General features: G+C 40.4%; 22 protein-coding genes. 16 read left to right on the forward strand and 6 right to left on the reverse strand.

The features are described 5' to 3' along the window. Positions 1-12: 12 nt before the first annotated feature. Positions 13-1383 (reverse strand): uracil-xanthine permease family protein, encoded by a 1371-nt coding sequence (locus C3Y93_RS12630; protein WP_104853090.1) that lies wholly within the window; start codon positions 1381-1383, stop codon positions 13-15. A gap of 172 nt (positions 1384-1555) precedes the next feature. On the opposite strand from C3Y93_RS12630, the gene typA reads away from it, so the two are divergent. Both typA and mscL read left to right on the forward strand, forming a co-directional pair. Then, positions 1556-3394 carry a translational GTPase TypA gene (gene typA / locus C3Y93_RS12635; protein WP_104853091.1) on the forward strand — a complete coding sequence of 613 codons (1839 nt, stop codon included), beginning with the start codon at positions 1556-1558 and terminating at the stop codon, positions 3392-3394. Between the two features lie 199 nt (positions 3395-3593). Beyond that, the gene (gene mscL / locus C3Y93_RS12640; RefSeq protein WP_004972423.1) at positions 3594-4028 is read left to right on the forward strand and encodes a large conductance mechanosensitive channel protein MscL; all 435 of its coding nucleotides are present in this window, start codon (positions 3594-3596) and stop codon (positions 4026-4028) included. 91 nt (positions 4029-4119) lie between these two features. Here the strand turns inward: mscL and C3Y93_RS12645 are convergent, their stop codons facing one another. After that, positions 4120-4398, reverse strand: a complete 279-nt coding sequence (locus C3Y93_RS12645) for a peptidylprolyl isomerase (RefSeq protein WP_004972420.1) — start codon at positions 4396-4398, stop codon at positions 4120-4122. Further along, the gene (gene mutM / locus C3Y93_RS12650) at positions 4395-5255 is read right to left on the reverse strand and encodes a bifunctional DNA-formamidopyrimidine glycosylase/DNA-(apurinic or apyrimidinic site) lyase (RefSeq protein ID WP_104853092.1); all 861 of its coding nucleotides are present in this window, start codon (positions 5253-5255) and stop codon (positions 4395-4397) included. Before mutM ends, C3Y93_RS12645 begins: the two co-directional genes overlap by 4 nt. Before the next feature lie 302 nt (positions 5256-5557). Here mutM and C3Y93_RS12655 point away from each other — a divergent pair, with 302 nt between their 5' ends. Further along, a complete protein-coding gene (locus C3Y93_RS12655; RefSeq protein WP_104853093.1) occupies positions 5558-6694 on the forward strand; it encodes an NADH:flavin oxidoreductase/NADH oxidase in 1137 nt (378 codons plus the stop codon). Between the two features lie 123 nt (positions 6695-6817). Next, complete coding sequence (locus C3Y93_RS12660; protein ID WP_104853094.1) at positions 6818-7750, forward strand: AEC family transporter; 933 nt, start codon at positions 6818-6820, stop codon at positions 7748-7750. A gap of 102 nt (positions 7751-7852) precedes the next feature. Here the strand turns inward: C3Y93_RS12660 and C3Y93_RS12665 are convergent, their stop codons facing one another. Together C3Y93_RS12665 and C3Y93_RS12670 are read right to left on the reverse strand one after the other, a co-directional pair. Continuing rightward, on the reverse strand, positions 7853-8659 hold the full coding sequence (locus C3Y93_RS12665) for a tetratricopeptide repeat protein (protein ID WP_104853294.1): 807 nt from the start codon (positions 8657-8659) through the stop codon (positions 7853-7855). A 190-nt stretch (positions 8660-8849) separates the two neighbouring features. Then, positions 8850-9572: a YgfZ/GcvT domain-containing protein gene (locus tag C3Y93_RS12670; RefSeq protein WP_104853095.1), complete on the reverse strand. Its 723-nt coding sequence runs from the start codon at positions 9570-9572 to the stop codon at positions 8850-8852. Positions 9573-9828: 256 nt separating this feature from the next. On the opposite strand from C3Y93_RS12670, the gene acnD reads away from it, so the two are divergent. Further along, positions 9829-12435 carry a Fe/S-dependent 2-methylisocitrate dehydratase AcnD gene (gene acnD / locus C3Y93_RS12675; RefSeq protein ID WP_104853096.1) on the forward strand — a complete coding sequence of 869 codons (2607 nt, stop codon included), beginning with the start codon at positions 9829-9831 and terminating at the stop codon, positions 12433-12435. 60 nt (positions 12436-12495) lie between these two features. Here acnD and C3Y93_RS12680 read toward each other — a convergent pair whose 3' ends face one another. Continuing rightward, positions 12496-14274, reverse strand: coding sequence for a retron Ec67 family RNA-directed DNA polymerase/endonuclease (locus C3Y93_RS12680; protein ID WP_104853097.1), 1779 nt, complete (start codon positions 14272-14274; stop codon positions 12496-12498). A gap of 400 nt (positions 14275-14674) precedes the next feature. On the opposite strand from C3Y93_RS12680, the gene C3Y93_RS12685 reads away from it, so the two are divergent. The 11 genes from C3Y93_RS12685 (at position 14675) to C3Y93_RS12735 (ending at position 22447) form a co-directional block, all read left to right on the forward strand. After that, entirely contained in the window at positions 14675-14818 is a 144-nt protein-coding gene (locus tag C3Y93_RS12685) for a zinc ribbon-containing protein (protein WP_096901556.1), read from the forward strand. 107 nt (positions 14819-14925) lie between these two features. Continuing rightward, complete coding sequence (locus C3Y93_RS12690; RefSeq protein WP_096901555.1) at positions 14926-15498, forward strand: DUF4126 domain-containing protein; 573 nt, start codon at positions 14926-14928, stop codon at positions 15496-15498. Positions 15499-16062: 564 nt separating this feature from the next. Then, positions 16063-16314 (forward strand): DUF6868 family protein, encoded by a 252-nt coding sequence (locus tag C3Y93_RS12695; protein ID WP_004972400.1) that lies wholly within the window; start codon positions 16063-16065, stop codon positions 16312-16314. A 101-nt stretch (positions 16315-16415) separates the two neighbouring features. Then, positions 16416-17129 carry an SIMPL domain-containing protein gene (locus C3Y93_RS12700; RefSeq protein ID WP_104853098.1) on the forward strand — a complete coding sequence of 238 codons (714 nt, stop codon included), beginning with the start codon at positions 16416-16418 and terminating at the stop codon, positions 17127-17129. Positions 17130-17294: 165 nt separating this feature from the next. Then, positions 17295-17960 (forward strand): RluA family pseudouridine synthase, encoded by a 666-nt coding sequence (locus tag C3Y93_RS12705; protein WP_104853295.1) that lies wholly within the window; start codon positions 17295-17297, stop codon positions 17958-17960. 280 nt (positions 17961-18240) lie between these two features. After that, complete coding sequence (locus tag C3Y93_RS12710; RefSeq protein ID WP_104853099.1) at positions 18241-19191, forward strand: DUF5660 family protein; 951 nt, start codon at positions 18241-18243, stop codon at positions 19189-19191. Positions 19192-19357: 166 nt separating this feature from the next. After that, entirely contained in the window at positions 19358-19735 is a 378-nt protein-coding gene (locus C3Y93_RS12715; RefSeq protein ID WP_004972392.1) for a ribonuclease E inhibitor RraB, read from the forward strand. A 115-nt stretch (positions 19736-19850) separates the two neighbouring features. Then, positions 19851-20216: a DUF488 domain-containing protein gene (locus tag C3Y93_RS12720; protein WP_004972391.1), complete on the forward strand. Its 366-nt coding sequence runs from the start codon at positions 19851-19853 to the stop codon at positions 20214-20216. Between the two features lie 93 nt (positions 20217-20309). Then, entirely contained in the window at positions 20310-20651 is a 342-nt protein-coding gene (locus tag C3Y93_RS12725; protein ID WP_004972388.1) for a zinc ribbon domain-containing protein YjdM, read from the forward strand. Positions 20652-20891: 240 nt separating this feature from the next. After that, on the forward strand, positions 20892-21233 hold the full coding sequence (locus C3Y93_RS12730) for a YegP family protein (RefSeq protein WP_004972386.1): 342 nt from the start codon (positions 20892-20894) through the stop codon (positions 21231-21233). 146 nt (positions 21234-21379) lie between these two features. Beyond that, complete coding sequence (locus C3Y93_RS12735; RefSeq protein ID WP_104853100.1) at positions 21380-22447, forward strand: DUF1176 domain-containing protein; 1068 nt, start codon at positions 21380-21382, stop codon at positions 22445-22447. The last annotated feature ends 21 nt before the right edge of the window (positions 22448-22468 follow it).

Genomic DNA, 22468 nt, shown 5'->3' on the forward strand with positions numbered 1-22468 from the left:
TTGGACATGCAATTACTTTTTAGTTTCAGGAAGCACAATATTTAAAATGAGTGCTGCAATACCGCCTGTTGCAACGCCTGAACTGAAAATATTACGGAATAATTCAGGTAAGTGTTCCAGAATTTGTGGCACTTGTGCAACACCTAAACCTAAGCCCAATGAAATTGCAATAATCAGCAAGGCACGACGATCTAAAGCGACACCTGAAAGAATATTGATTCCCGAAGCGGCAACAGCACCAAACATCACCATCACAGCACCACCTAGTACGGCTTGAGGCACAGCCTGAATCACACCCGCGACTGTAGGAAGTAAACCTAAAATGATGAGCAGGGCAGCAATCCAGATACCGACATAACGGCTAGCAACACCTGTAAGTTGAATCACGCCATTGTTTTGGGCAAATACCGAACTTGGGAATGTGTTGAAAATCCCTGCCAAGAATGAGTTAGCGCCATTTACCAATACACCGCCTTTAATGCGCTGCATCCACTGTGGACCATCGACAGGTTGATTGGAGAGTTTAGAGGTCGCGGTAATATCACCAATGGCTTCTAATGACGTCACCAAATAAATAAATGCCAATGGAATGAATAAGCTCCAAGAGAAATCCAGTCCAAAATGCATCGGAGTCGGCACTTGTACCAGAGGGGCATCTTTCAGACCTGAAAAGTCGAGATGACCCATCATGCCTGCCATTGCATAACCAATCACCAAGGCAATTAAAATGGCAGAGCTTTTAATCCACGTGATATTGATGCGGTTCAAAATAATAATAATTGCCAAGACGGTACACGACATAATCAGGTTGTCGGTATTGGCAAAGGTATTATTGCTCATGGCTTGGTAGCCACCGCCCATACTGATTAAACCTTCTTTAATTAAGGTCAAACCAATGAGAAGTACCACAATACCAGTGACCAATGGGGTAATCAGCTTTTTGACCCACGGTAAAATTTGCGATACGCCCATTTCAATAAACGAACCTGCAATGACCACGCCAAAAATTGCCGCCATGACCGATTCAACAGGTGTGCCTGCGGCGACCATAGCAGAGCCAATACCAATGATTGGGCCAATAAAGTTAAAACTGGTGCCTTGCACAATGAGCAAACCTGCACCAAAAGGGCCGACTTTTTTACATTGTAAAAAGGTTGCAATGCCTGAAATGACCAAAGACATTGACAAGATCATGTTGGTATCTTGTTTGGAAACACCTAAAGCCAAGCAAATTAAGAGACCTGGTGTGACAATTGAAACAATAATTGCCAGTAAATGCTGAAAAGCTGCTAAAAAAGCGATGAATGGTTTTGGACGGTCATTCAGACCATAGACCAAATCGAGCTGGTCTTTTGGGTGGGGAGAGTGGTTTAAATCAGACATGAGTCATAAAAAATTGCAAAAGTGGCGCTATTCTAATCGAGTTACACAGCTTTACAAAACCCAAAGCACGCCACTCATCAAAAAAAATTGTGTGTGTCAATAAAGTGTCACTATAAAACTTTAGTATTTTTCTGTATAATTTGCCCTCAAATTTATAGCGTATTGAATTTAAATGTCTGATATTAAAACTCTCCGCAACATCGCAATTATTGCGCACGTTGACCACGGAAAAACAACTCTTGTGGATAAACTTTTACAACAATCGGGCGCACTCGGTGAACGAGCGGGCGAGATTGAGCGTGTCATGGATTCAGGCGCTATTGAAAGTGAACGTGGTATTACCATTCTTGCAAAAAACACTGCAATCAAATGGTTAGACAAACGTACTGATACTGAATACCGCATTAACATTGTGGACACCCCGGGACACGCCGACTTCGGTGGCGAAGTTGAACGTGTAATGTCGATGGTGGATTGCGTACTTCTTTTGGTTGACTCACAAGAAGGCCCAATGCCACAAACACGTTTCGTAACGCAAAAAGCGTTCGCACGTGGTTTGAAGCCAATCGTGATCATCAACAAAGTAGACAAGCCAAACGCGCGTCCAGACTGGGTTATTGATCAAGTATTTGACTTGTTTGATAACTTGGGTGCAACCGATGACCAATTAGACTTCCCAATCGTATATGCATCAGGCTTACGTGGTGTTGCTGGTCCTGCGCCAGACGAATTAGCGGAAGATATGACGCCGTTATTCCAAACCATTGTCGATATCGTCGAGCCACCAGCAGTTGATGTTGATGGTCCATTCCAAATGCAAGTCTCTTCACTTGACTATAATAGTTTCGTGGGTGTGATTGGTGTGGGTCGTATTCAACGTGGTTCTGTGAAATTGAATACACCTGTAACCGTGATTGACCAAGAAGGCAAAACACGTAACGGTCGTATCTTAAAAATCATGGGTTACCACGGTTTAGAGCGTATCGACATCGAATCTGCATCTGCAGGTGACATCGTTTGTGTAACAGGTATGGACGAATTGCATATTTCTGACACGATTTGTGATCCGAAAAATGTAGAAGCTTTACCACCGCTTTCTGTAGACGAACCAACCGTATCGATGACTTTCCAAGTCAACAACTCACCGTTTGCAGGTAAAGAAGGTAAATTCGTGACTTCACGTAACATCCGTGAACGTCTAGACCGCGAATTAATTCACAACGTTGCACTTCGTGTAGAAGACACTGACAGTCCTGACCGTTTCAAAGTATCAGGTCGTGGTGAACTTCACCTTTCAGTATTGATTGAAAACATGCGCCGTGAAGGCTTCGAGATGGGTGTATCTCGTCCGCAAGTCATCTTGAAAGAGATTGATGGCGAAATGCAAGAACCATACGAAAACGTGACTTTTGACGTGGAAGAACAGCACCAAGGCGCTGTGATGGAACAAATGGGTAACCGTAAAGGTGAGATGACCAATATGGAAGTAGACGGTAAAGGCCGTATCCGTATTGAAGCCACTGTGCCTTCACGTGGTTTAATTGGTTTCCGTTCTGAATTCATGACCATGACTTCTGGTACGGGTATCATGACGTCAAGCTTCTCACACTATGGCCCAATGAAAGCAGGTCAAGTTGCCAAACGTCAAAACGGTGTGTTGATCTCTATGGTTCAAGGTACGTGCTTGGGTTATGCATTGTTCAGCTTGCAAGACCGTGGTCGTTTATTCGCCAAGCCTCAGTTAGAAGTTTACGAAGGTATGATCATTGGTATTAACTCTCGTTCAGATGATATGGTGGTTAACCCAACCAAAGCGAAACAGTTAACAAACGTACGTGCTTCTGGTACTGATGATGCGTTGACACTGGTACCTGCAATTGAATTCACGCTTGAACAAGCGCTTGAATTTATTGAAGATGATGAGCTGGTTGAAGTAACGCCAAAGTCAATTCGTATCCGTAAGCGTTACTTGACTGAAAACGAACGTAAACGTAACCGTTCTGGTAAATAAGTTTTAAAAATGATGTTGTCCTCATGCGGGGCAGCAAAATTTAAAAATGCCATCAATTTATTGATGGCATTTTTTGTTTAAAATTAGCAAACCAATATATAAAAGCAGATGATTTCCGAGTAAGTTACGTGGAAATGAAGCTATAAAATTAATGTATACTTCGTCACATAAATTAAAGTCAAAAAAACTGGAGATTTAAATGAGTATTATTCAAGAGTTCCGCGAATTTGCGGTAAAAGGTAACATGATCGACTTGGCTGTCGGTGTGATTATTGGTGGGGCATTTGGTAAAATTGTTGACTCATTAGTGAAAGATATCATCATGCCATTGATTACTGTGATCACTGGCGGTGGTGTGGATTTCACACAAAAGTTCTTTGTTTTGGGCGATAACCCAAACAATTTACAGTCTTTAGATGAGTTAACCAAAGCAGGTGTAAATGTCCTGACCTATGGTAACTTCCTTACGATTTTAATTAACTTCATCATTTTGGCATGGGTGGTGTTCTTAATGGTGAAAATGATTAATCGTATGCGCCGTAAACAAGAAGAAGCAGCGCCAGAACCAGCAGCAACGCCAGAAGATATCGCGTTGCTACGTGAAATTCGTGATGAATTGAAAAAACGTCAATAATTTTTAATACGCAATCAAAACAAACGGCGCTTTATGCGCCGTTTTTTTGCACCCTATTCTCTAGGATGGAGAGGCGCTGAAGGCATAAAAATCACATCCGAAACTTTACTTCTACCAAATGAAAACCAAACTGACTTTTTACAGGTCCGTGTAGTACGCGTTCTGCTGCGGTAAACACTAATTTATCAATGACGGGTACCAATTGTCCTTTTTTGACCTCACCCAATTCCCCACCTTTTTTTCCTGAAGGGCAGGTCGAAAATTGTTTGGCAATTTTGGCAAAATCAGCACCTGATTGAATCCGCTTTTTCAGTTGTTCACAGGTTTCTTTATCTTTCACTAAAATATGACGCACAATAGCGGTTCTCATACTTTTTTACCTCGTTTGCTTGTTGCAGCTTTTGTCGCAGTGAGTACTTTTTTCAAAGGCTGACATTCAGGACAAAATACCGAGGCACGTTGGCCCAGTTTTAAATTTTCTAGTGTGGTTTCACAGTTCACACACATTTCACCTGCACGTCCATACGCCAACAAGGTTTGTTGGAAATAGCCATTTTCGCCCATCGCATTGCTGTAATCACGTAAGGTCGAACCGCCTAAATCAATCGCTTGTTTTAAAATGCGTTTGATTTCGAGCACTAGTTTTTCAATCTGTTTCAAACTGAGTGATGATGCAGGTTGTGCAGGGTGAATACCTAAATTAAACAGACTTTCCGTGGCATAAATATTACCCACACCCACCACGACATGGTTATCCATAATTGCAACTTTGATGCCAACATTTTTGTTTTTGAGCTTCTGTGCAAGATAGTCGGGGTTAAAGGCATCACTCAACGGCTCAGGGCCAAGTGGATCTATCAGTTTGCGTTGAGAGCTTTCATTTAGCCATAAAATACAGCCAAAGCGACGTGGGTCGTGGTAGCGCAATTGTATATCTTCAAACTGAATAATCAAATGGTCGTGTTTGCGTAAATCTTCCTGCGCATCGCAAAGACGAAAACTGCCCGACATGCCTAAATGCCACAACATGCTGTCCTGTTCAAATTGCGCCAGAATGTATTTGGATCTGCGGGTCAATTGCAGTAATTTTTGTCCTGTGAGTTTATGTAGGTTTTCTGGAATGGGCCAGCGTAAATTGGCTTGACGTACTTCTACATTCAGGACTTTTTGATCAAGTAGCGGCAATAGACTAGTTTTGGTAGTTTCAACTTCTGGTAATTCTGGCATGGTACAAATTCAATCCGCTTTTAGAAATTAAGCAGGCAAGGACATACAGTAATGCGCTTAATATTGGGCATTATCCATAGAATGCAAGCCATAGAATACAAGCCATAGTGTGCTGTCGCAAAATTATTCTGTGTAAAACAAAAGCAGGCTTTGCAAAAACCATACAACACGTTATAAATAAATCATTTTTAAACATCTATTATAGAAAAACCATCTAAAACAGATGGCAGATTCTGAGTGATTACTTCTTTTTTATTTAATGATTCGCTTTTGGTGAATCGCACTGTATGAGGGCTTGCAGCGTGACATTACTTTTTCAGCCGATTCAATTTGGATCACTGCAACTTGCCAACAAAATTATTATCGCTCCGATGTGTCAATATTCTGCCAATGAACAAGGTGAATTGAGCTATTGGCATGAGCAGCAATGGGCCAATTATGCCTTGTCCGGCGCAGGGATGTGTATAGTAGAAGCCACGGCAGTGCAGGCAGAAGGACGTATTAGTTATGCAGATTTAGGCTTATGGAATGACATGCAGCGTGCGCAGATGAAAGCACTATTGCATAAAGTTAAAAGTTTATCGCCTATGCCATTTGCTGTGCAGTTGGCACATGCGGGTCGTAAAGCTTCAACCGATAAACCGTGGCAGGGCAAAGGACAGTTTGCACCGAATGAAGAACATGGCTGGCAGACGGTATCGGCCAGTGAGTTACCATTTCAACCGCACGAACATCCTCCGCATGCTTTAACGCAAGATGAAATTCAACAGGTGATTGCAGACTTTGCCAGTGCCGCAGTACGAGCGGTGGATGCAGGTTTTGATTTAATCGAAATTCATGCTGCACATGGTTATTTGCTGCATCAATTTATGTCACCACTGTCTAATCACCGCCAAGATGAATATGGCGGCAGTTTGGAAAATCGGATTCGCCTTACATTGGAAGTATTTCAAGCCATTCAAAATGCTGTACCAAAAGGCTATCTAATTGGGGTGCGAATTTCTGCAACAGACTGGATGGATGATGCAGATGGCTGGAATGTGGAATCTTCTGTGGGTTTGGCAAAGGCACTAGAGCATTTAGGTGCGGCTTATATTCACGTGTCTAGCGGAGGTTTGCATGTCGATCAAAAAATTGATGTGCATGCGGGTTATCAAACGCCGTTTGCTCATGCAATTAAGCAAGCTGTAAAAATCCCTGTAATTGCGGTGGGTTTGATTACTGAAGCGATGCAGGCAGAAGGTATTTTGCAATATGAACAAGCCGATGCAATTGCGATAGCACGTGCCATTTTATATGACCCACGTTGGCCATGGCATGCTGCGGCAGAATTGGGCGAAAAAATTGAAATTGCCCCGCAATATTTACGATGTCAGCCGCATGGGTTCCGTACTTTATTTGCGCCGTTTAAATCAACAGATACGGAAGTGGAATCCTAATATTTTATCTGCTTAAAATAAGTGAAACTTACACTATTTTGCCGTGCTTTATCGGGAGCTTCGGTGTAAGCTAAATCAGTAAAACCATGTCGATCATGGGCAACACTGAAAAAGGATGTCAGGGTGTTACTGAGTATTTTATTTCCCATTTGTGCTGTGGTGCTGTTGGGATATTTTGCCGTCAGAAGCCAATTTATTGAAACCAGTGCGATTCAGTTTCTAGGTCAATTTGTCATGAAAGTGGCGTTGCCTGCATTTCTATTGCAGGCATTGGCCAGTAAAAGTTTGTCAGAAATCTGGCATCCTGCTTATTTCTTAGGTTACGGTGGCGGTTCTATTCTGCTGTTTATCTGTGCCTTTTTACTGTATCGGCATTATTTTAATTCAAATTTGACCCATGCCAGTGTATTGGCAATGGGTGCATCAATGTCAAATACAGGGTTTATTGGCACTGCTATTTTGACTTTGTTGATTGGCAGTCAATCGGCAATTTATTTGTCTTTAACTTTAATTGTCGAAAATTTAATTATTGTAGCTTTGATGCTGATTTTGGCAGAAAGAGGGCTACAATCTTCAGCGAAATCAGGTTGGCAGGTGTATGCCGAAACTGTGCAGCGCTTACTGAAAAATCCAGTAATTTTATCTATTTTATTGGGTATGCTGTGCGTATTGTTGAATTTCAAACTGCCGCAAGCTATTGCACAAGTGCTGGAAATGTTGGGCAAAACTGCTTCACCTTTGGCTTTATTTGTGATTGGTGGAAGTTTGGTCGGCATGCAAATCAAGTCGGTGAATTTGCAAAGTATTGTTTTGGTTGCATTCAAAGTATTGCTGATGCCACTCACGATTTTTGGAATTTTATGGGCATTAGATGTGAACCGAGAAATGCTATTTGTCGGGACTTTGCTTGCGGCTTTACCAATGCCAATTGCCTTTGGTATTTTCGGGCAGCACTATGGTTTACATGAAAAAGCCTTAGCCCCCTTGGTGTTGAGTACAGTTTTTGGTTTTGTGATGGTGGCGATTTTATTGACACAATCGGGTAAGTATTTATAGCATCGGTATCGAAGTGCTCAAATCATAAAAAAAGTCTGTACCATGCTGATACAGACTTTTTTAAAAATTTCTCTGATTAATAGCTTTTATAAAGAAACTATCTTAACTTTTCTTAGCGGTTGCCTTGTTGGAAGCTTTGGCTTGATCTGCCATCATTTTTTCAACCACAGCCAATGATTCTTTGGCTTGCGCTACATTTTCCTGTGCCAGTGAGGCAAAAATCTTTTTCGCTTCAGGCAAATTTTGCGGCACGATATTGCCATTCACAAACATATTGCCCACTGCCATGAGTGCAGGAATATAACCCTTTTGCGCCAAGTTTTGAATGCTTTGCAGCCCTTGCTTAATTGGTGCTTCATCTTTGTTTTTAAAGCCTGTGCTAATGTCATATAAGGCTTTGGCATGTATGGCTTGATAATGATCTTTGGCAATTAAAGGTTGTAATAGTTTTAAACCTTTTTGGTCAGATGCTGCCGTATTTTCCGAGAAATATAAAACGGCTAAATCGACTGTGGCATCATTAAAACCCTGATTGGATGCCGTCTGTAAATATTGTTTGGCTTTAGCAGCATCCTGTTTTAAACCCAGTGCGCCAGTAAGATAGTTTTTGCCTAAAACATAACTCGCAACAGGGTAGCCTTTTTGGGCAGATTGCTCATACAACTGAATGGCTTTCTTTTCATTTTTTGCTGTGCCTTGTCCAGTTTGTGTCAAATAGCCTAAGTTATACATGGCTTGCGCATTGCCTGTTTTGGCAAGCTTTTCTAATTCCTGATAGGCATCTTTAACCTTGTTGGCTTGCATTAATTGTTCAATTTTGGCAAAAGCAGGATCGGTTGGAATGTTACTATTTGCCATACTGATGCTGCTAGATAGGGCGATTGCACCCGCAATGAGTAGTTTTTTCATCATTTGAGTTGTACCTTGTTCTCTTTTACACATCATTCCGTTGATGTGCGTTTTGTTTTTACAGTGGTGCATTCATCATAAGTTGAAAAGTGTGAATGTAAATATAAAAAATGTGTACGAATGCTTTTTTTTTCATTGTCATTTGAAGGGAATCTTGCGACTCCCTTAACCTGAGCGGGTGGAATCTATTTTATTGCGGACGTGCAACATCGCCATTCAAATGTTCAGGCAAAGCCAATACTTGTACAGCTAACTCTTCCAAAGCACTTGGTTTGGCAACCACCAACGCTTTAAAACCTTCTGCAGTCGCTATGCTATTCACCACTTCCACATCATTATTCAGTTTGGCGGCAGGTGCAGGTGCTTCGCCTGAACCCTGAATTAAATGCAACCAATGTTTTGGTTTGGCTTTAAACCATAAACGTGCCACGACTTCCTGACCCAAATAACAGCCTTTGTCATAATGCACGCCATCTCGTTGATGCAAACGCAATTCCTGCGGTTGAAACACTTCTGCTGTTGAGGCTTGAATCCATGCCTGACCTGTTTCAATCGCTTGTAGTTGCCATGCGTTTAAATCAGTCACTTCAGCTGAAAATTCAGTTTGATTGCCCTGAATGGTTGGGTAAACCGTACCGATGGTTTCAAGCTGCATTTTTGAAAATGCACCAAACTTTTTAATGTGTTTGGCTAAATCTTCGGCTTGGTCGGCAGTGCTAACAATTTCAAAACATTCGGACGAGATTTTTTTAAGCCAGAAGCCAAACTGAACGCGTCCTTTTAAACTGCAAATTGCGGTATAACAGGTTGTATTTTCTGCTAATGTTTCGACATTGACTGTTACCTGACCTTGCAGGAATTTTTGTGCATCGACACCGTTTAAACTTAAAGCACTGAAAGCTAAATCGCGCATGAATAACCTTTCACATTGAAATCTAAGACTAAAGAATGAGGTCAATTTTGCGCTATTTTTCAAAAAAAAGCATTTTTAGGGCAAGAATTTTACTCAAAATGTAATTAAATGTTTCAAAAACCCCTGTTTTTATATTTAAGTGTATGAAATATATAGGATTTGGGAAATGGGTTTTTGGCAGCGTACAATGCTTTCGACGGGTGGAAACAATCATCCCATAAGATGTTGAGAACAATAGAGTAAGGGCGAATACCAGATGAATAACAACTACCGCAAACCACTGCAAGGCACTCAGCTCGATTTTTATGACGTGCGACAAGCCGTTGAAGATATCCAGCCAGGCGCTTATGCCAAACTTCCTTATACCTCAAAAGTACTTGCAGAACAGTTAGTGCGCCGTTGTGATCCTGCAATTTTAGAACAATCTTTAAAACAATTGATTGAGCGTAAACAAGAGCATGATTTTCCGTGGTATCCAGCGCGTGTGGTATGTCACGACATCTTGGGGCAAACTGCGCTCGTTGACTTAGCAGGTTTACGTGATGCAATTGCCGATCAAGGTGGCGATCCTTCTAAAGTGAATCCTGTCGTACCTACCCAGTTAATTGTCGATCACTCTTTAGCTGTGGAATATGGCGGTTTTGACCCAGATGCTTTCCGTAAAAACCGTGAAGTGGAAGATCGTCGTAATGAAGACCGTTTCCACTTTATTGAATGGACGAAAACTGCATTTGAAAATGTTGATGTGATTCCGGCAGGCAACGGCATCATGCACCAGATTAATCTGGAAAAAATGTCACCAGTCATTCAAAACCGTGAAGGCATTGCATTCCCAGATACTTGTGTGGGTACAGACTCACACACACCACATACCGACGCTTTGGGTGTCATTTCTGTAGGTGTGGGCGGTCTTGAAGCTGAAAACGTAATGTTGGGTCGTGCTTCTTGGATGCGTCTGCCAGATATTATTGGTGTTGAGTTGGTTGGTCAGCGTCAGGCAGGTATTACGGCAACCGACATCGTATTGGCTTTAACTGAGTTCTTGCGTAAAGAGCGTGTGGTCGGTGCGTATTTGGAATTCTTTGGTGAAGGTGCAGATAGCATGTCGGTCGGGGATCGTGCCACGATTTCTAACATGACACCTGAATATGGTGCAACTGCTGCCATGTTCTACATCGACCAAAACACCATTGACTATTTAACCTTAACAGGTCGTGAAGCAGATCAGATCAAACTGGTTGAAACTTATGCCAAAGAAATTGGTCTTTGGGCATCTGAAATGACTCAGGCTGAATATCCACGTGTATTACGTTTTGATCTTTCAACGGTAACTCGTAATATTGCAGGCCCATCGAATCCGCATGCACGTGTTTCAACTGCAGACCTAAAAGAAAAAGGCATTGCAGGTGTGGTTGAAAACCGTACCGATGGTTTAATGCCAGATGGTGCCATCATCATCGCTGCGATTACTTCTTGTACCAATACCTCAAACCCGCGTAATACTGTAGCAGCAGGTTTGTTGGCACGTAAAGCCAATGAGTTAGGTTTAGTACGCAAACCTTGGGTGAAATCATCATTTGCACCAGGTTCTAAAGCGGCTGCATTGTATTTGGAAGAAGCAGGCGTACTGAAAGACTTAGAAAAACTTGGTTTTGGTATTGTGGCTTATGCCTGTACCACCTGTAACGGTATGTCGGGCGCATTAGACCCAGCGATTCAACAAGAAATTATTGACCGTGACTTGTATGCGACTGCGGTGCTGTCGGGCAACCGTAACTTTGATGGTCGTATCCATCCGTATGCGAAACAAGCATTTTTGGCATCGCCACCGTTGGTTGTGGCTTACGCGATTGCAGGAACGATTCGATTTGACATCGAAAAGGATGCTTTGGGTACAGATCAAAATGGCAACCCGATTTATCTGAAAGATATTTGGCCGTCAGATGAAGAAATTGATGCTTTGGTGAAAGAATCAGTTAAACCTGAACAATTCCGCCAAGTGTATATTCCAATGTTCGATTTGGGCGAGTCGGAAAAATCTGAAAGTCCACTTTACGACTGGCGTCCACAAAGTACTTATATCCGCCGTCCGCCATATTGGGAAGGTGCATTGGCGGCTCCACGTACATTAGCCAATATGCGTCCGTTGGCAATTTTGGGCGATAACATCACCACAGATCATTTATCTCCATCGAATGCGATTGTTTTAGATTCGGCAGCAGGGGAGTATTTGGCAAAAATGGGCTTGCCAGAAGAAGATTTCAACTCTTATGCAACGCACCGCGGTGATCACCTGACTGCACAACGTGCAACTTTGGCGAATCCGAAATTGTTTAATGAAATGGTGGTACGTTCAGACGGCACAATTAAGCAAGGTTCTAAAGCGCGTGTTGAGCCAGAAGGCGAAGTAATGCGTATGTGGGAAGCGATTGAAACTTATATGAACCGTAAGCAGCCGTTAATTATTATTGCGGGTGCAGATTATGGTCAGGGTTCAAGCCGTGACTGGGCTGCAAAAGGCGTGCGTCTTGCGGGCGTGGAAGCAATTGTGGCTGAAGGTTTTGAGCGTATTCACCGTACCAACTTGGTGGGTATGGGCGTATTGCCACTTGAGTTTAAAGCGGGTGTTAACCGTAAAACTTTAGGTTTGGATGGTACGGAACTTTATAGCGTGATTGGTAATATTGCGCCACGTTCGACTTTGACTTTGGTGATTGAGCGTTCAACGGATGATGGTAAAAACCAAACAATTGAAGTGCCAGTAACTTGTCGTTTAGATACCGAAGAAGAAGTATCTGTGTATGAGGCGGGCGGTGTATTGCAACGCTTTGCGCAGGATTTCTTGGAAGGGAATGTGGCTTGATATTTAGTCCATAGCTGATTGAAATTTATTCTAAAAGACCCTATCTTGATGATGGGGTTTTTAGTTTTTAAGATTGCAGTAAATATAATGATAAATTTGTATATGAAAAATAGTGTTAAATATTAAATCAAATTTTGAAAAATTAATTGTATTCTGATTGGGAAATATAATTTTTTCCAAAAGCTCTTTTTTTCCATAATACTTAGTTAAATCAAACTTATTGTTTGAAGAATTATAAGTTCGTGTACCAATTAAAGAGCCAGTAACAGTAGTATCATAAAAGTCTTCAATTACTTGGTCTTTAGGTAGTTGAAGAATGTAAAGGTTTTCAAAAATATGAAAAAATTCTAATTTAGCTGAGAGATTTAGTGATACGTTATTAATTGCCTTAAATGTTTTTGAGAACTCACTTCGTGCAGTTTTTATCACATCATTGCCGGCTTTATCTCCATCGACAATAATTAAACAAGGTTTACAGCTTATAACATTAGCTTTGTAAATAAGCTTATAATTTTTAAGAAATTTGTTTAGTAATCCTGTTCCCCCTGAATAACCCATAATTTTAGAAAAACGTTTAGTTTCTTGGAGGGATGAAAATTTTAAAAATTTTAATATGTCTGGGTAAAGATTGTGAGAAGCTAGTTTAAAGTGTGTAGGGTCAGTGTAACCTTCTCCAATTACTATCATTCTTTGTGGGTGAATAAAGTAATGGTGAAATAGAAATTTGGCATAGAGTTTCTCAATACTATTAAGTTCATCAAAGTTTCTAGTTTGATTTTTAAACTCAATTTGCTGTTTATTTTTTATTTGAAAAATATGACTTAAAATACCATTTAATGCTTCTCGACTTATTTTTTGCTTATCCATGTGAACTTTGGATTTGACAAAATTACCTTCTGTACAAAAACTTTGAACCATAGACCTTGTGTAGCGGTAATACTCTTTACTCACATTAACTTTTCTATTAACAGTTAGCCCTGTTACTTCTTGCCTATTATATTTATTAGTTAATCTTGTCTTTTGAGGGTTAACTTTAAATTTACTACTATTAACTACATTTTTTAATTCAGAACCGATTACCCAAGTGTTATCTTCTAATTTGACTATTTCCTCATTAAATTTAGGTAGATTAGTTGAAAATGTTAGGTCATCAACGTATCTTGAGTATGTAAATTTATATTTTTTTGCCAGTTTAAGCATTTTAATGTCGAGTATATTACCAATTAAATTGCTGATAATTGGTGAGCAAGGACTACCTTGTGGTAGAAATCCTTCTTGAGATTGATTTGGGCGGTAAGTGGCAATTTGTGCAATTAGCACCGCGATATCAAAATTTAATTGAAAATATTTATTTTTTGTAAAAAAACCAATAATTCTTGAAAAAGTAATACTTTGAAAAAAATCTTTTAAGTCTATATTTAATATTAGATTTTTACCGACATGCTTGCTGGCATTACTATATATACCGAACTTAATTACTTTTTTTTCAAAAGGTGTACGAGATTTTTTTGTGAATGGTATATCTAACAATAATTTTTTTCTAAAACCATGTGAGCTAATACACTGTACGTATGAAGATTTAGATAATCTTTTTTTTTCAAGTTCTTCATAACAATTAGTTAGGAGTGTGGATAAACGAGTCTGTAAAATTTTAAGGTCTGGAGTTGGCGCTAGAATTTTACGTTTATTACCATTCTTTTTTGGTATATCAAAGCTTTGATACTTGTTTTGAATTGATTGGCTAAATAAAATGAAAGTAAATTCTTTTTCAGAATAGCCTAGTACTTTGGCAAAATCTTTTTGCGTTTGGCACGTTCTCAATAAAAACAAGTTATTCAAAAAATGCCCCTTGGGAACTCATATGGTCACAGTACGGGGAAAAAACCGCACAGCACAAGTGTAGCATCGGCAAGAGTTCAGACATAAGCCGTTCACATTTTCAAAACAGACTGCGATACGCAATCTAAAAATCTTCCCAAAGGGCATTTAAATATTAACTTAATAATCCACTGTTAACAAATTTAGAAATAGAAAACCTGAAGGTGTATAAGTTTATTTTTTGAAAGTTGTTTTAACCCGTTATACTTTTTATGTGAATCTCTAGAAAAAATCGGCTTAATTTTCTAACAAAATCATCCTTCGCCCAACTGCCCTCATCACCCGTCAAAATGGACAATAGACAATCATCACAGAATAGATATACTGGATTGACCATTTCTAAACCACACGGAGAACAAAGATGGTAACTGCAGGTGATAAACCAGGAACAGGCTTCTATTTTTGTGTCCAATGCGGGCATCGCGTTTACTTAGAAATTGGTACAGACCGTCTACCACCGTGTACCAAATGCCATGGCACCGAATATAACAACAAGGTTGCCTAAGCTACACGACTTAAAACAGCTGATCCTGTTTTTAATCTAAAGCCCTATCACCCGATGGGGCTTTTTGCTATTTTACCTAAAGAAAACCCAAGGCAATGAGCTACAACATGGAAACAATACTCGGTTTATGTGTCGGCATTGGGCTAAGTGCTGCCAGTGGTTTTCGGGTTTTCGTACCTTTATTGGTTATGAGTGTTGCCGCGCTCATGGGTTGGTTTGAACCCTTAAAAGGTTTTGAATGGTTGGCGATGCCTGCTGTTTGTCTGGCTTTGACCGTGGCAACAATCAGTGAAATTGCTGCGTATTATGTACCGTGGGTTGATAACTTACTCGATACCGTTGCAACGCCTGCCGCCATGATTGCAGGTACACTCACCACAATGGCTGTAAGCAGTGGCGAAATGTCGCAATTTGCCAGTTGGGCTTCTGCCATTATTGTCGGTGGTGGAACAGCAGGTGTGGTGCAAATGAGTACAGTTGCGGCACGTGGTGTATCAACCGCAACCACAGGCGGTGTTGCAAATCCTGTGATTTCTACAGGAGAGTGGATTGGGGCTGCCGTACTTTCAGTGTTGTCCTTCATTGTGCCTGTATTGGTGGTTTTTGTGGTGCTCCTGACCTTAATTTGGGCAATTCGCTGGATTCGAGGAAAAAAGAAAGTTGTTGAATCCTCCACATAGGTTTGTGGTCAGTTTGAAAATATTTTAAAAATAAGTGTGGTAATAAATTTAATATTTAAGCTTTATTTGATGATTTGAGTGCAAAAAAAATGTAGATTTGGAAAATTTTTTAAAATATGACTTAAAAAGTGATAAAAATTTTAAAAATTAATCAAAATAAAATCATTTCGGGGAAACAATCCCATCCTCAAATCACTACTATATATCTTAAGGGTGTGATGGGGATCGAAAAGAGTAGATTGCTACCAGTTGCGTACAACGTGCGTGTAGTACTTACCCAAAAGGTCTCGATTCGGCTTAGGACGCTATAAACCAGAAGTTTATAGGCTATAAGATCATGGCTTATCCAGCATGATAGTTGAAGTAAACCACAGTTGTTTTCCCTAACACCCTAAAGAATATTGTTAAAAATATAAAAAACAAAACAAGATCAAGTAAATAAAATCCAGATAAAATAAAAACTTAAATGAATTTTAAACCATCTTTCAGCTACAAAACTCCCATCAAATTTTTCATTCAAATCTGTTAATTTGCAATGATCATCTACATCTAATTAGGTGTGATATGAGTGTTGATTACGATTTTTGGTGTCGTTTATTACTGACCTGTGCACTGATTAACTATGCCATTTTAATGCTGTGGTTTGTGGTGGTGATTTTCGCGCATGACTGGCTGCGACAGTTACATGGCAGATGGTTCAAATTGTCAGACGCAAGTTTTGATGCCATTCATTATGGCGGCATGGCGGTCTATAAAATTGGGGTATTGCTATTGAATATCGCGCCACTCATCGCGCTGTATATGATGCGACCTTAATTTAAAACTCTATAAACAAGCAACAGCTTTAAACAGTACATTAAAAACACACGGTCATCGAAATAGAGGCGAAAAGCCCGCAATTTGAGGAGTTGGCAAACATGAATCAATTTAAACCTGCACTGATTTTAGGCGGTCTAATTTGTTTGGGGATGGTGCTCGCGGGTTGGATTTTGGGCAATAGCGCACTCAAAATTAAACAATATGAGCGTGTGGTTTCAGTCAAAGGTTTGTCTGAACGAGAAGTAAAAGCCAATGTGGCGGTGTGGCCAATTCGTTTTAGTACTGCCAGTCAAGACTTGGCAGCGCTATACGACACCATGCAAAGCCAAACCTCCCAAATTCAAAACTTTTTAAAAAATGAAGGTTTTAGTTCTGAAGAAATGACCATTGCGGCACCTGTAATTACCGATAAATACGCCCAGCAATATGGTGGCGATGGTAATGTTGCTTTACGTTATACCGCACATCAAACCATTACGGTCTATACCAAAAATATTGATAAAGTGCGCAGCGCACAAAGTCGCTTGGTCGATTTAGGTAAAAATGGAATTGCCTTTGGCGGTGAGGATTACGGGCAACGCACCGAATATTTATATACGCAACTAAATGACATCAAACCTGCCATGATTGAGCAAGCCACACAAAATGCCCGCAGTGTTGCAGAAAAATTTGCTGCAGATTCTGACAGTCGTTTAGGCAAAATTAAATCGGCCAATCAGGGCGTATTTAGTATTGAAGACCGTGACAGCAACACGCCATATTTGAAAAAAGTACGTGTGGTGTCTACGGTGGAATACTATTTAGCAGACTAAGTTTGGCAGACTAAGTTTCGCAGACTAAGTTTGACAGATTAAGCTTGGCAGACTCAGCCAATTTAAAATCTAAATCTTTACACTAAAAAGTACATCGCCCGACTGAATTGACAGTTTGGGCTGTGCTTGATATTTTGCCCGCACCGCTTTGCATGCTGTATGTTCATGGCTTTAAACGACAACTTTATTTATGCACCTCCACAAGATCCGTTAGTAATTGTCTATGAAGATGACGACTTATTGGTGATTGATAAGCCAGCAGGTTTATTGTCTGTGCCTGGACGTTTGCCCGAACATCAGGACAGCGCATATTTAAGAGTACTCGCAGATTATCCTCAGGCAAAAATTGCCCATCGTTTAGATATGGCGACCTCAGGTATTCTCATGTTTGCCAAGCATCGTGATGCAGAAGTCGCATTGAGTAAAATGTTTCAGGCGCGAACAGTAGAAAAAAACTACATTGCTTTAATTCAAGGCAAACTTGAAGGTGAGGGCAGTGTCGATGTGCCTTTAATTACCGATTGGGAAAACCGTCCACGCCAAATTGTGCATTTCGATTTAGGCAAGCCTGCGCAAACGCTGTATCAGGCTTTGGAATATTGTGCGGTTGAAGATATTACCCGTGTATTGCTCACCCCGATTACAGGGCGCTCACATCAGTTACGAGTACACATGCAATATATTGGACATCCCATTACAGGCGATAAGTTATATCATCCTGAACCGAAAAAAAGCACTTTAGGTCGGATGGCGCTGCATGCTAGTTATTTGGCTTTTACGCAACCGTTAAGCCAAATTCCTGTTGCAATTCGGGCACAGCTTCCTTTTTAGAGATTTTTGGATTCAATTTTTCTAACAGGCGCATATTTTTCAATTTTTTTGTGAAAATACTCAAAAATTGGGATAGTCTTCGTGCCGCTAACTCGCTAACGTATCCTTAGAGCTGTCGTTATTCATTTGCCTTGGCATAAATAAAGGATGTGAATAACTCGCTGTTTTAAAACTTTGTGTTTTTGAGTGTGGTGGGCTGTCAAAGCGGGTTAGAAAGCGTCTTTAAAAACTGAAGATGACTTTTTAAAATATGGCAGACCAATGCGGTGGGAGAAGTTATATGCTGTATATATTGGGTGCAATCATTATTGTTTTGGTGGTGATTATTTTTTGGCAATCTCAGCGCCGCCGTGAGTTGTCTGCCAGCATTCAATCTTTACAAAGCAATTTAGACCGCACTCGCTCCAATTTGGCGTCCGATGAGTTAGAAAGTAATGAATTAGAGCATCAGCTCACCATGCTACGCATCGAAATAGGCAGTTTAAAAGGTCGTTTAGAAACCTTGCAGCACTATCAACATATTTTAGACGTTGAGCAATATGTATTAGAACGTCGTCAACAAGTAGAAATGTTTGTAGAAATGATTAAATCCGAAGCGGAAAATACGCGGGAGCAGTGCAAGCAACAAGTTGAAAAAGTCCGAGATTTTTTAGCCGAGCATGAGCAAAAAACCAAAGCCAAAACGCTTAAAACAGCACAAGATCAATTGGGTGCTTTTTATAACTTGGTTGAAGAACGTCAGCAACTCGAACAGATTATGACCGCGCTGTATCATAAAATTGAACATCATACGCCTGCTTTTCAGTTGCCTGCACAGCAGCTATTGGATGATCTGATTGAAGGTTATGGCTATAGTGATGCAGCACAACACCTGCAGCAAGTACGACACAAGATTCAAGATGCGGTTAAAAATCAAGAAGTTGCGCATTGTGCTTTTGTCGATGAGCAACGCCGTCTAGCGGCAGTGACTTTGCTGGCTCAAGCATTTAATAGTAAAGCAGATTTATATTTGGCGCAGCTGACTGAACATAATCTGGCTGAATCGCTTCAAGCTTTGCAGGATGATTTTACTTTGCTGAATCATTATGCGGCTGCATTTGGACACGCAAAAATTTTAGACTCTTATTTGACACTTCGACAAGAAGAATTAAAGTTTGCTGCTTTACTGTTGGCATTTAAACAGGAAAGCTCTTGTCAGATGCCACAAATTAAACTGGCTGCAAATGCTTAAAGCAATTGCAGTGTCATTTAAAAGCAAGCTTCTAGGGAATTCAGACTAAAGTCAGTGTAAAACGAGATGAAAAGTGAGTCCTTCGGGCAAATTTGTGCTATGTTGAATTCACTATTTTGTCACTTGCCAGATATATATTGGCTAAAAAGATAACAAGGATATTCGCATGACACGTGACTATGAACAATTCCCTGATGATGATAATGGCAATGTACTTTGGCAAATGCATGAAGATGGGGATGACCTGACAGAGCCACATGAGATTGAGTACTCCATCGCTTTTACCACACAAGAACAAGCTGAAAAATGTGCTTTGTATTTGTTGGCCGAAGAACAAAAAATTTCATTATTCCAAGATGAAGAATCTGACGCAGTTGAATGGATCATTACCATTTATGTTTACATGGAACCAGAGTATTCAGACATTGTCGATTTAGAGCAATGGTTCAGCAAAATTGCTGAAGAACATGGCGGTGAATACGATGGCTGGGGCTGTATGGCTTACGTCTACGATGATGAAGACGAAGACGATTACGAAGATTAAATCGGGTATCTTAAAAGCATGTGTTGATCACATGCTTTTTTATTTGTGATACATAATCTGCTGCCTAAAACTTTGGCGCTGATGACGTCATCATAAAAAATGCAGAGGTGCAAATATGGATATTGCAATGAAACGCGCTTATCTTGAAGCGACTCAGGCAGATGGAACACGGGTGCTGGTTGATCGCTTATGGCCGCGTGGTGTGAGTAAAGAACGTGCTCGTATTGACTTATGGCCCAAAGAAATTACGCCTTCGACTGGGCTGCGTAAATGGTATCATCAAAACCCTGAACAACATTGGGATGAGTTTCAGCAGCGTTATATAGCTGAATTAGCAGAGCAAGAAGAGGCTTTACAGGCGTTGTGTGAACTGGCACAGCAGCAAAAAATCACTCTGGTCACAGCAGCTAAAGATGAGCAGCACAATCATGTAGTGGTATTAAAACGGGTGATGCTGCAACGCTTAGCACAGTCCAATTAAAGAGTTTTATTTGATTATCCTTGTGCTTTATAAGGATTTTAAGTTTATGAAAATTCAGTAAAAAATGCTATAATATAGTTTTTGAGGTTTTTTATGTCTTTGCCAAATTGCCCAAAATGCCAATCAGAATACACTTACCAAGATGGCGACCTACTGATTTGTCCTGAATGCTCACATGAGTGGAAAGAAGGGGAACAGCTAGAAGAAACTGCTGCTGTGATTAAAGATGCAAACGGCAACGTGTTGGCAGATGGCGACACGGTGACTGTGATTAAAGACCTGAAAATTAAAGGTTCTTCGGCTGCTGTAAAAGTGGGAACGAAAGTGAAAAATATTCGCTTAATTCCAGATGCAGCAGATGGTCATGACATTGATTGTAAGATTGATGGCATGGGGGCTATGAAATTAAAATCTGAATATGTGAAAAAAGCTTAAGTTTAAGCAGATTTCAACAGCGCAGGCGACTTGAGTTGCCTGCGCTTTTTTATGGAGTTTATAAAAGTATTTTAGTATTCAAATTGAGCAACAATAACTTTAAGAGTGTACAAAATTAATACTGTTTTCTTGTGCCTAAGTCCTTTATATTTTAAGTGAAAAGAATAATTTTTAGGCAGTTTAAAGCCTAGCATCATTCAACAACACACTTCACCACTCATAAGAAAACTGGGGGCAAGTATGTCAGGATGGTTTGAGATTTCACAAGCAAGCAATGGTCAGTACCGCTTTGTACTTAAAGCTGGGAATGGCGAAATTATCTTAACCAGTGAACAGTATAAGGCGAAAGCATCGGCAAAAAATGGCATCGCTTCGGTACAAAAGAACAGTCAGGATGATGGGCGTTATGATCGACTGACATCTAAGAATGATAAGCCGTATTTTAATTTAAAAGCTGCCAACCATCAGATTATTGGTACGAGTCAGCTCTATACTTCTGAACAATCACGTGACAAAGGAATTGAGTCAGTGAAAACCAATGGCGCAAGCACCACGGTCAAGGATTTAACACAGGAATCGTAATTTTTTACATTAAATCTTGATGTTCAATTGCATTAGAAAAGCATGCTCTGGCGTGCTTTTTTATTGAGCTGAGTAGGCAAGGTGCTAAATTTAGCTTTGATTGAGCCGTTGAATTATAGATGACCATTTCAGGAGTTGTGAAGATCATGAATTTCAGATGCAATCTAAAAATATTGCTAGCGATCAGTGGTTTGTTGGGTAGTGTTAATATTTTTGCAGTACCAATCACTACTGAAAAAGCGATTGCTGCAAGTCAGCCGACTGCTTTGCAAGGACTGTATTTTCAGCATCAAGATTGGGAGTTGGCCTGTGATAATACAGGAACTTGCCGTGCTGCAGGCTACCAAACCGATGATGATTTTGAACAACCGATCAGTATGTTATTGACCCGTCAAGCAGGTGCAAAGACTGCTGTACAAGGACAATTGCAAATTCAGGAGGATATTGCTCAAGCGACTTTATTTTTAAATGGACGTGCTTTGCAGCAATTAAACTTTCATGAAAGTATCGCCAATCTATCTACTGCCAGTGTGCAAAAGCTGTTGGCACAGGCGCGTCAGCATGTCGTGATCGAGTTGAAACATGGCCAACAACGCTGGAAATTGTCTGATGCAGGCATGAGTGCAGTGTTGCTAAAAATGGATGAATTTCAAAAACGTGTGGGCACAGATTCCGCAATATTGGCAAAAGGCAATCAGGCATCCACGCAGGTTTTGAAAGCGCAAGCGATGCCTAAAATTAACATTCTCATGCAGCCACAATACCGAACCGCCAAAGCACAGGTGCTTAGCGCGGCCAGTGCAGAAAAGTTATATCCAATTTTACAAAAAACCGTAGATCGTGAAGATTGTTATATGCTGTTTGAACCTGAACAAGCAGAACAGCAGATTCATACTTATCCCTTAAATCAAGATAGCGTGTTGGTTGAGGCAAGCTGTTGGCGAGGGGCTTATAATTGGGGTGTGGCTTATTGGGTCATGGATAAAAAATTGCAAAAGATACAGCAATTTGTAACCGATTCTGCTTCAGAATTTAGCAACGGACAGATTTTTTCCTATCAAAAAGGACGTGGAATTGGTGATTGTTTCAGTCAAACTGAATGGGCGTGGAATGGTCAGCAGTTTGTCAAAAGCTATCAGTTTGATGCAGGACAATGTAAAGGTTTTGCAGGTAGTGCATGGGAAATGCCAAGCTTTGTCAGCAAGGTTGAATAGATGATACTCACCAATAAAAGC

This window comes from Acinetobacter sp. SWBY1 (assembly GCF_002946595.1).
Lineage (GTDB): Bacteria > Pseudomonadota > Gammaproteobacteria > Pseudomonadales > Moraxellaceae > Acinetobacter > Acinetobacter towneri.

Excerpts from the sequence above, each read along its gene's own strand:
- C3Y93_RS12630 (WP_104853090.1), bottom strand. The coding sequence starts at position 1,383 with ATGTCTGATTTAAACCACTCTCCCCACCCAAAAGACCAGCTCGATTTG.
- typA (WP_104853091.1), top strand. The coding sequence starts at position 1,556 with ATGTCTGATATTAAAACTCTCCGCAACATCGCAATTATTGCGCACGTT.
- mscL (WP_004972423.1), top strand. The coding sequence starts at position 3,594 with ATGAGTATTATTCAAGAGTTCCGCGAATTTGCGGTAAAAGGTAACATG.
- C3Y93_RS12645 (WP_004972420.1), bottom strand. The coding sequence starts at position 4,398 with ATGAGAACCGCTATTGTGCGTCATATTTTAGTGAAAGATAAAGAAACC.
- mutM (WP_104853092.1), bottom strand. The coding sequence starts at position 5,255 with ATGCCAGAATTACCAGAAGTTGAAACTACCAAAACTAGTCTATTGCCG.
- C3Y93_RS12665 (WP_104853294.1), bottom strand. The coding sequence starts at position 8,659 with ATGAAAAAACTACTCATTGCGGGTGCAATCGCCCTATCTAGCAGCATC.
- C3Y93_RS12670 (WP_104853095.1), bottom strand. The coding sequence starts at position 9,572 with ATGCGCGATTTAGCTTTCAGTGCTTTAAGTTTAAACGGTGTCGATGCA.
- acnD (WP_104853096.1), top strand. The coding sequence starts at position 9,829 with ATGAATAACAACTACCGCAAACCACTGCAAGGCACTCAGCTCGATTTT.
- C3Y93_RS12685 (WP_096901556.1), top strand. The coding sequence starts at position 14,675 with ATGGTAACTGCAGGTGATAAACCAGGAACAGGCTTCTATTTTTGTGTC.
- C3Y93_RS12690 (WP_096901555.1), top strand. The coding sequence starts at position 14,926 with ATGGAAACAATACTCGGTTTATGTGTCGGCATTGGGCTAAGTGCTGCC.
- C3Y93_RS12695 (WP_004972400.1), top strand. The coding sequence starts at position 16,063 with ATGAGTGTTGATTACGATTTTTGGTGTCGTTTATTACTGACCTGTGCA.
- C3Y93_RS12700 (WP_104853098.1), top strand. The coding sequence starts at position 16,416 with ATGAATCAATTTAAACCTGCACTGATTTTAGGCGGTCTAATTTGTTTG.
- C3Y93_RS12705 (WP_104853295.1), top strand. The coding sequence starts at position 17,295 with ATGGCTTTAAACGACAACTTTATTTATGCACCTCCACAAGATCCGTTA.
- C3Y93_RS12710 (WP_104853099.1), top strand. The coding sequence starts at position 18,241 with ATGCTGTATATATTGGGTGCAATCATTATTGTTTTGGTGGTGATTATT.
- C3Y93_RS12715 (WP_004972392.1), top strand. The coding sequence starts at position 19,358 with ATGACACGTGACTATGAACAATTCCCTGATGATGATAATGGCAATGTA.
- C3Y93_RS12720 (WP_004972391.1), top strand. The coding sequence starts at position 19,851 with ATGGATATTGCAATGAAACGCGCTTATCTTGAAGCGACTCAGGCAGAT.
- C3Y93_RS12725 (WP_004972388.1), top strand. The coding sequence starts at position 20,310 with ATGTCTTTGCCAAATTGCCCAAAATGCCAATCAGAATACACTTACCAA.
- C3Y93_RS12730 (WP_004972386.1), top strand. The coding sequence starts at position 20,892 with ATGTCAGGATGGTTTGAGATTTCACAAGCAAGCAATGGTCAGTACCGC.
- C3Y93_RS12735 (WP_104853100.1), top strand. The coding sequence starts at position 21,380 with ATGAATTTCAGATGCAATCTAAAAATATTGCTAGCGATCAGTGGTTTG.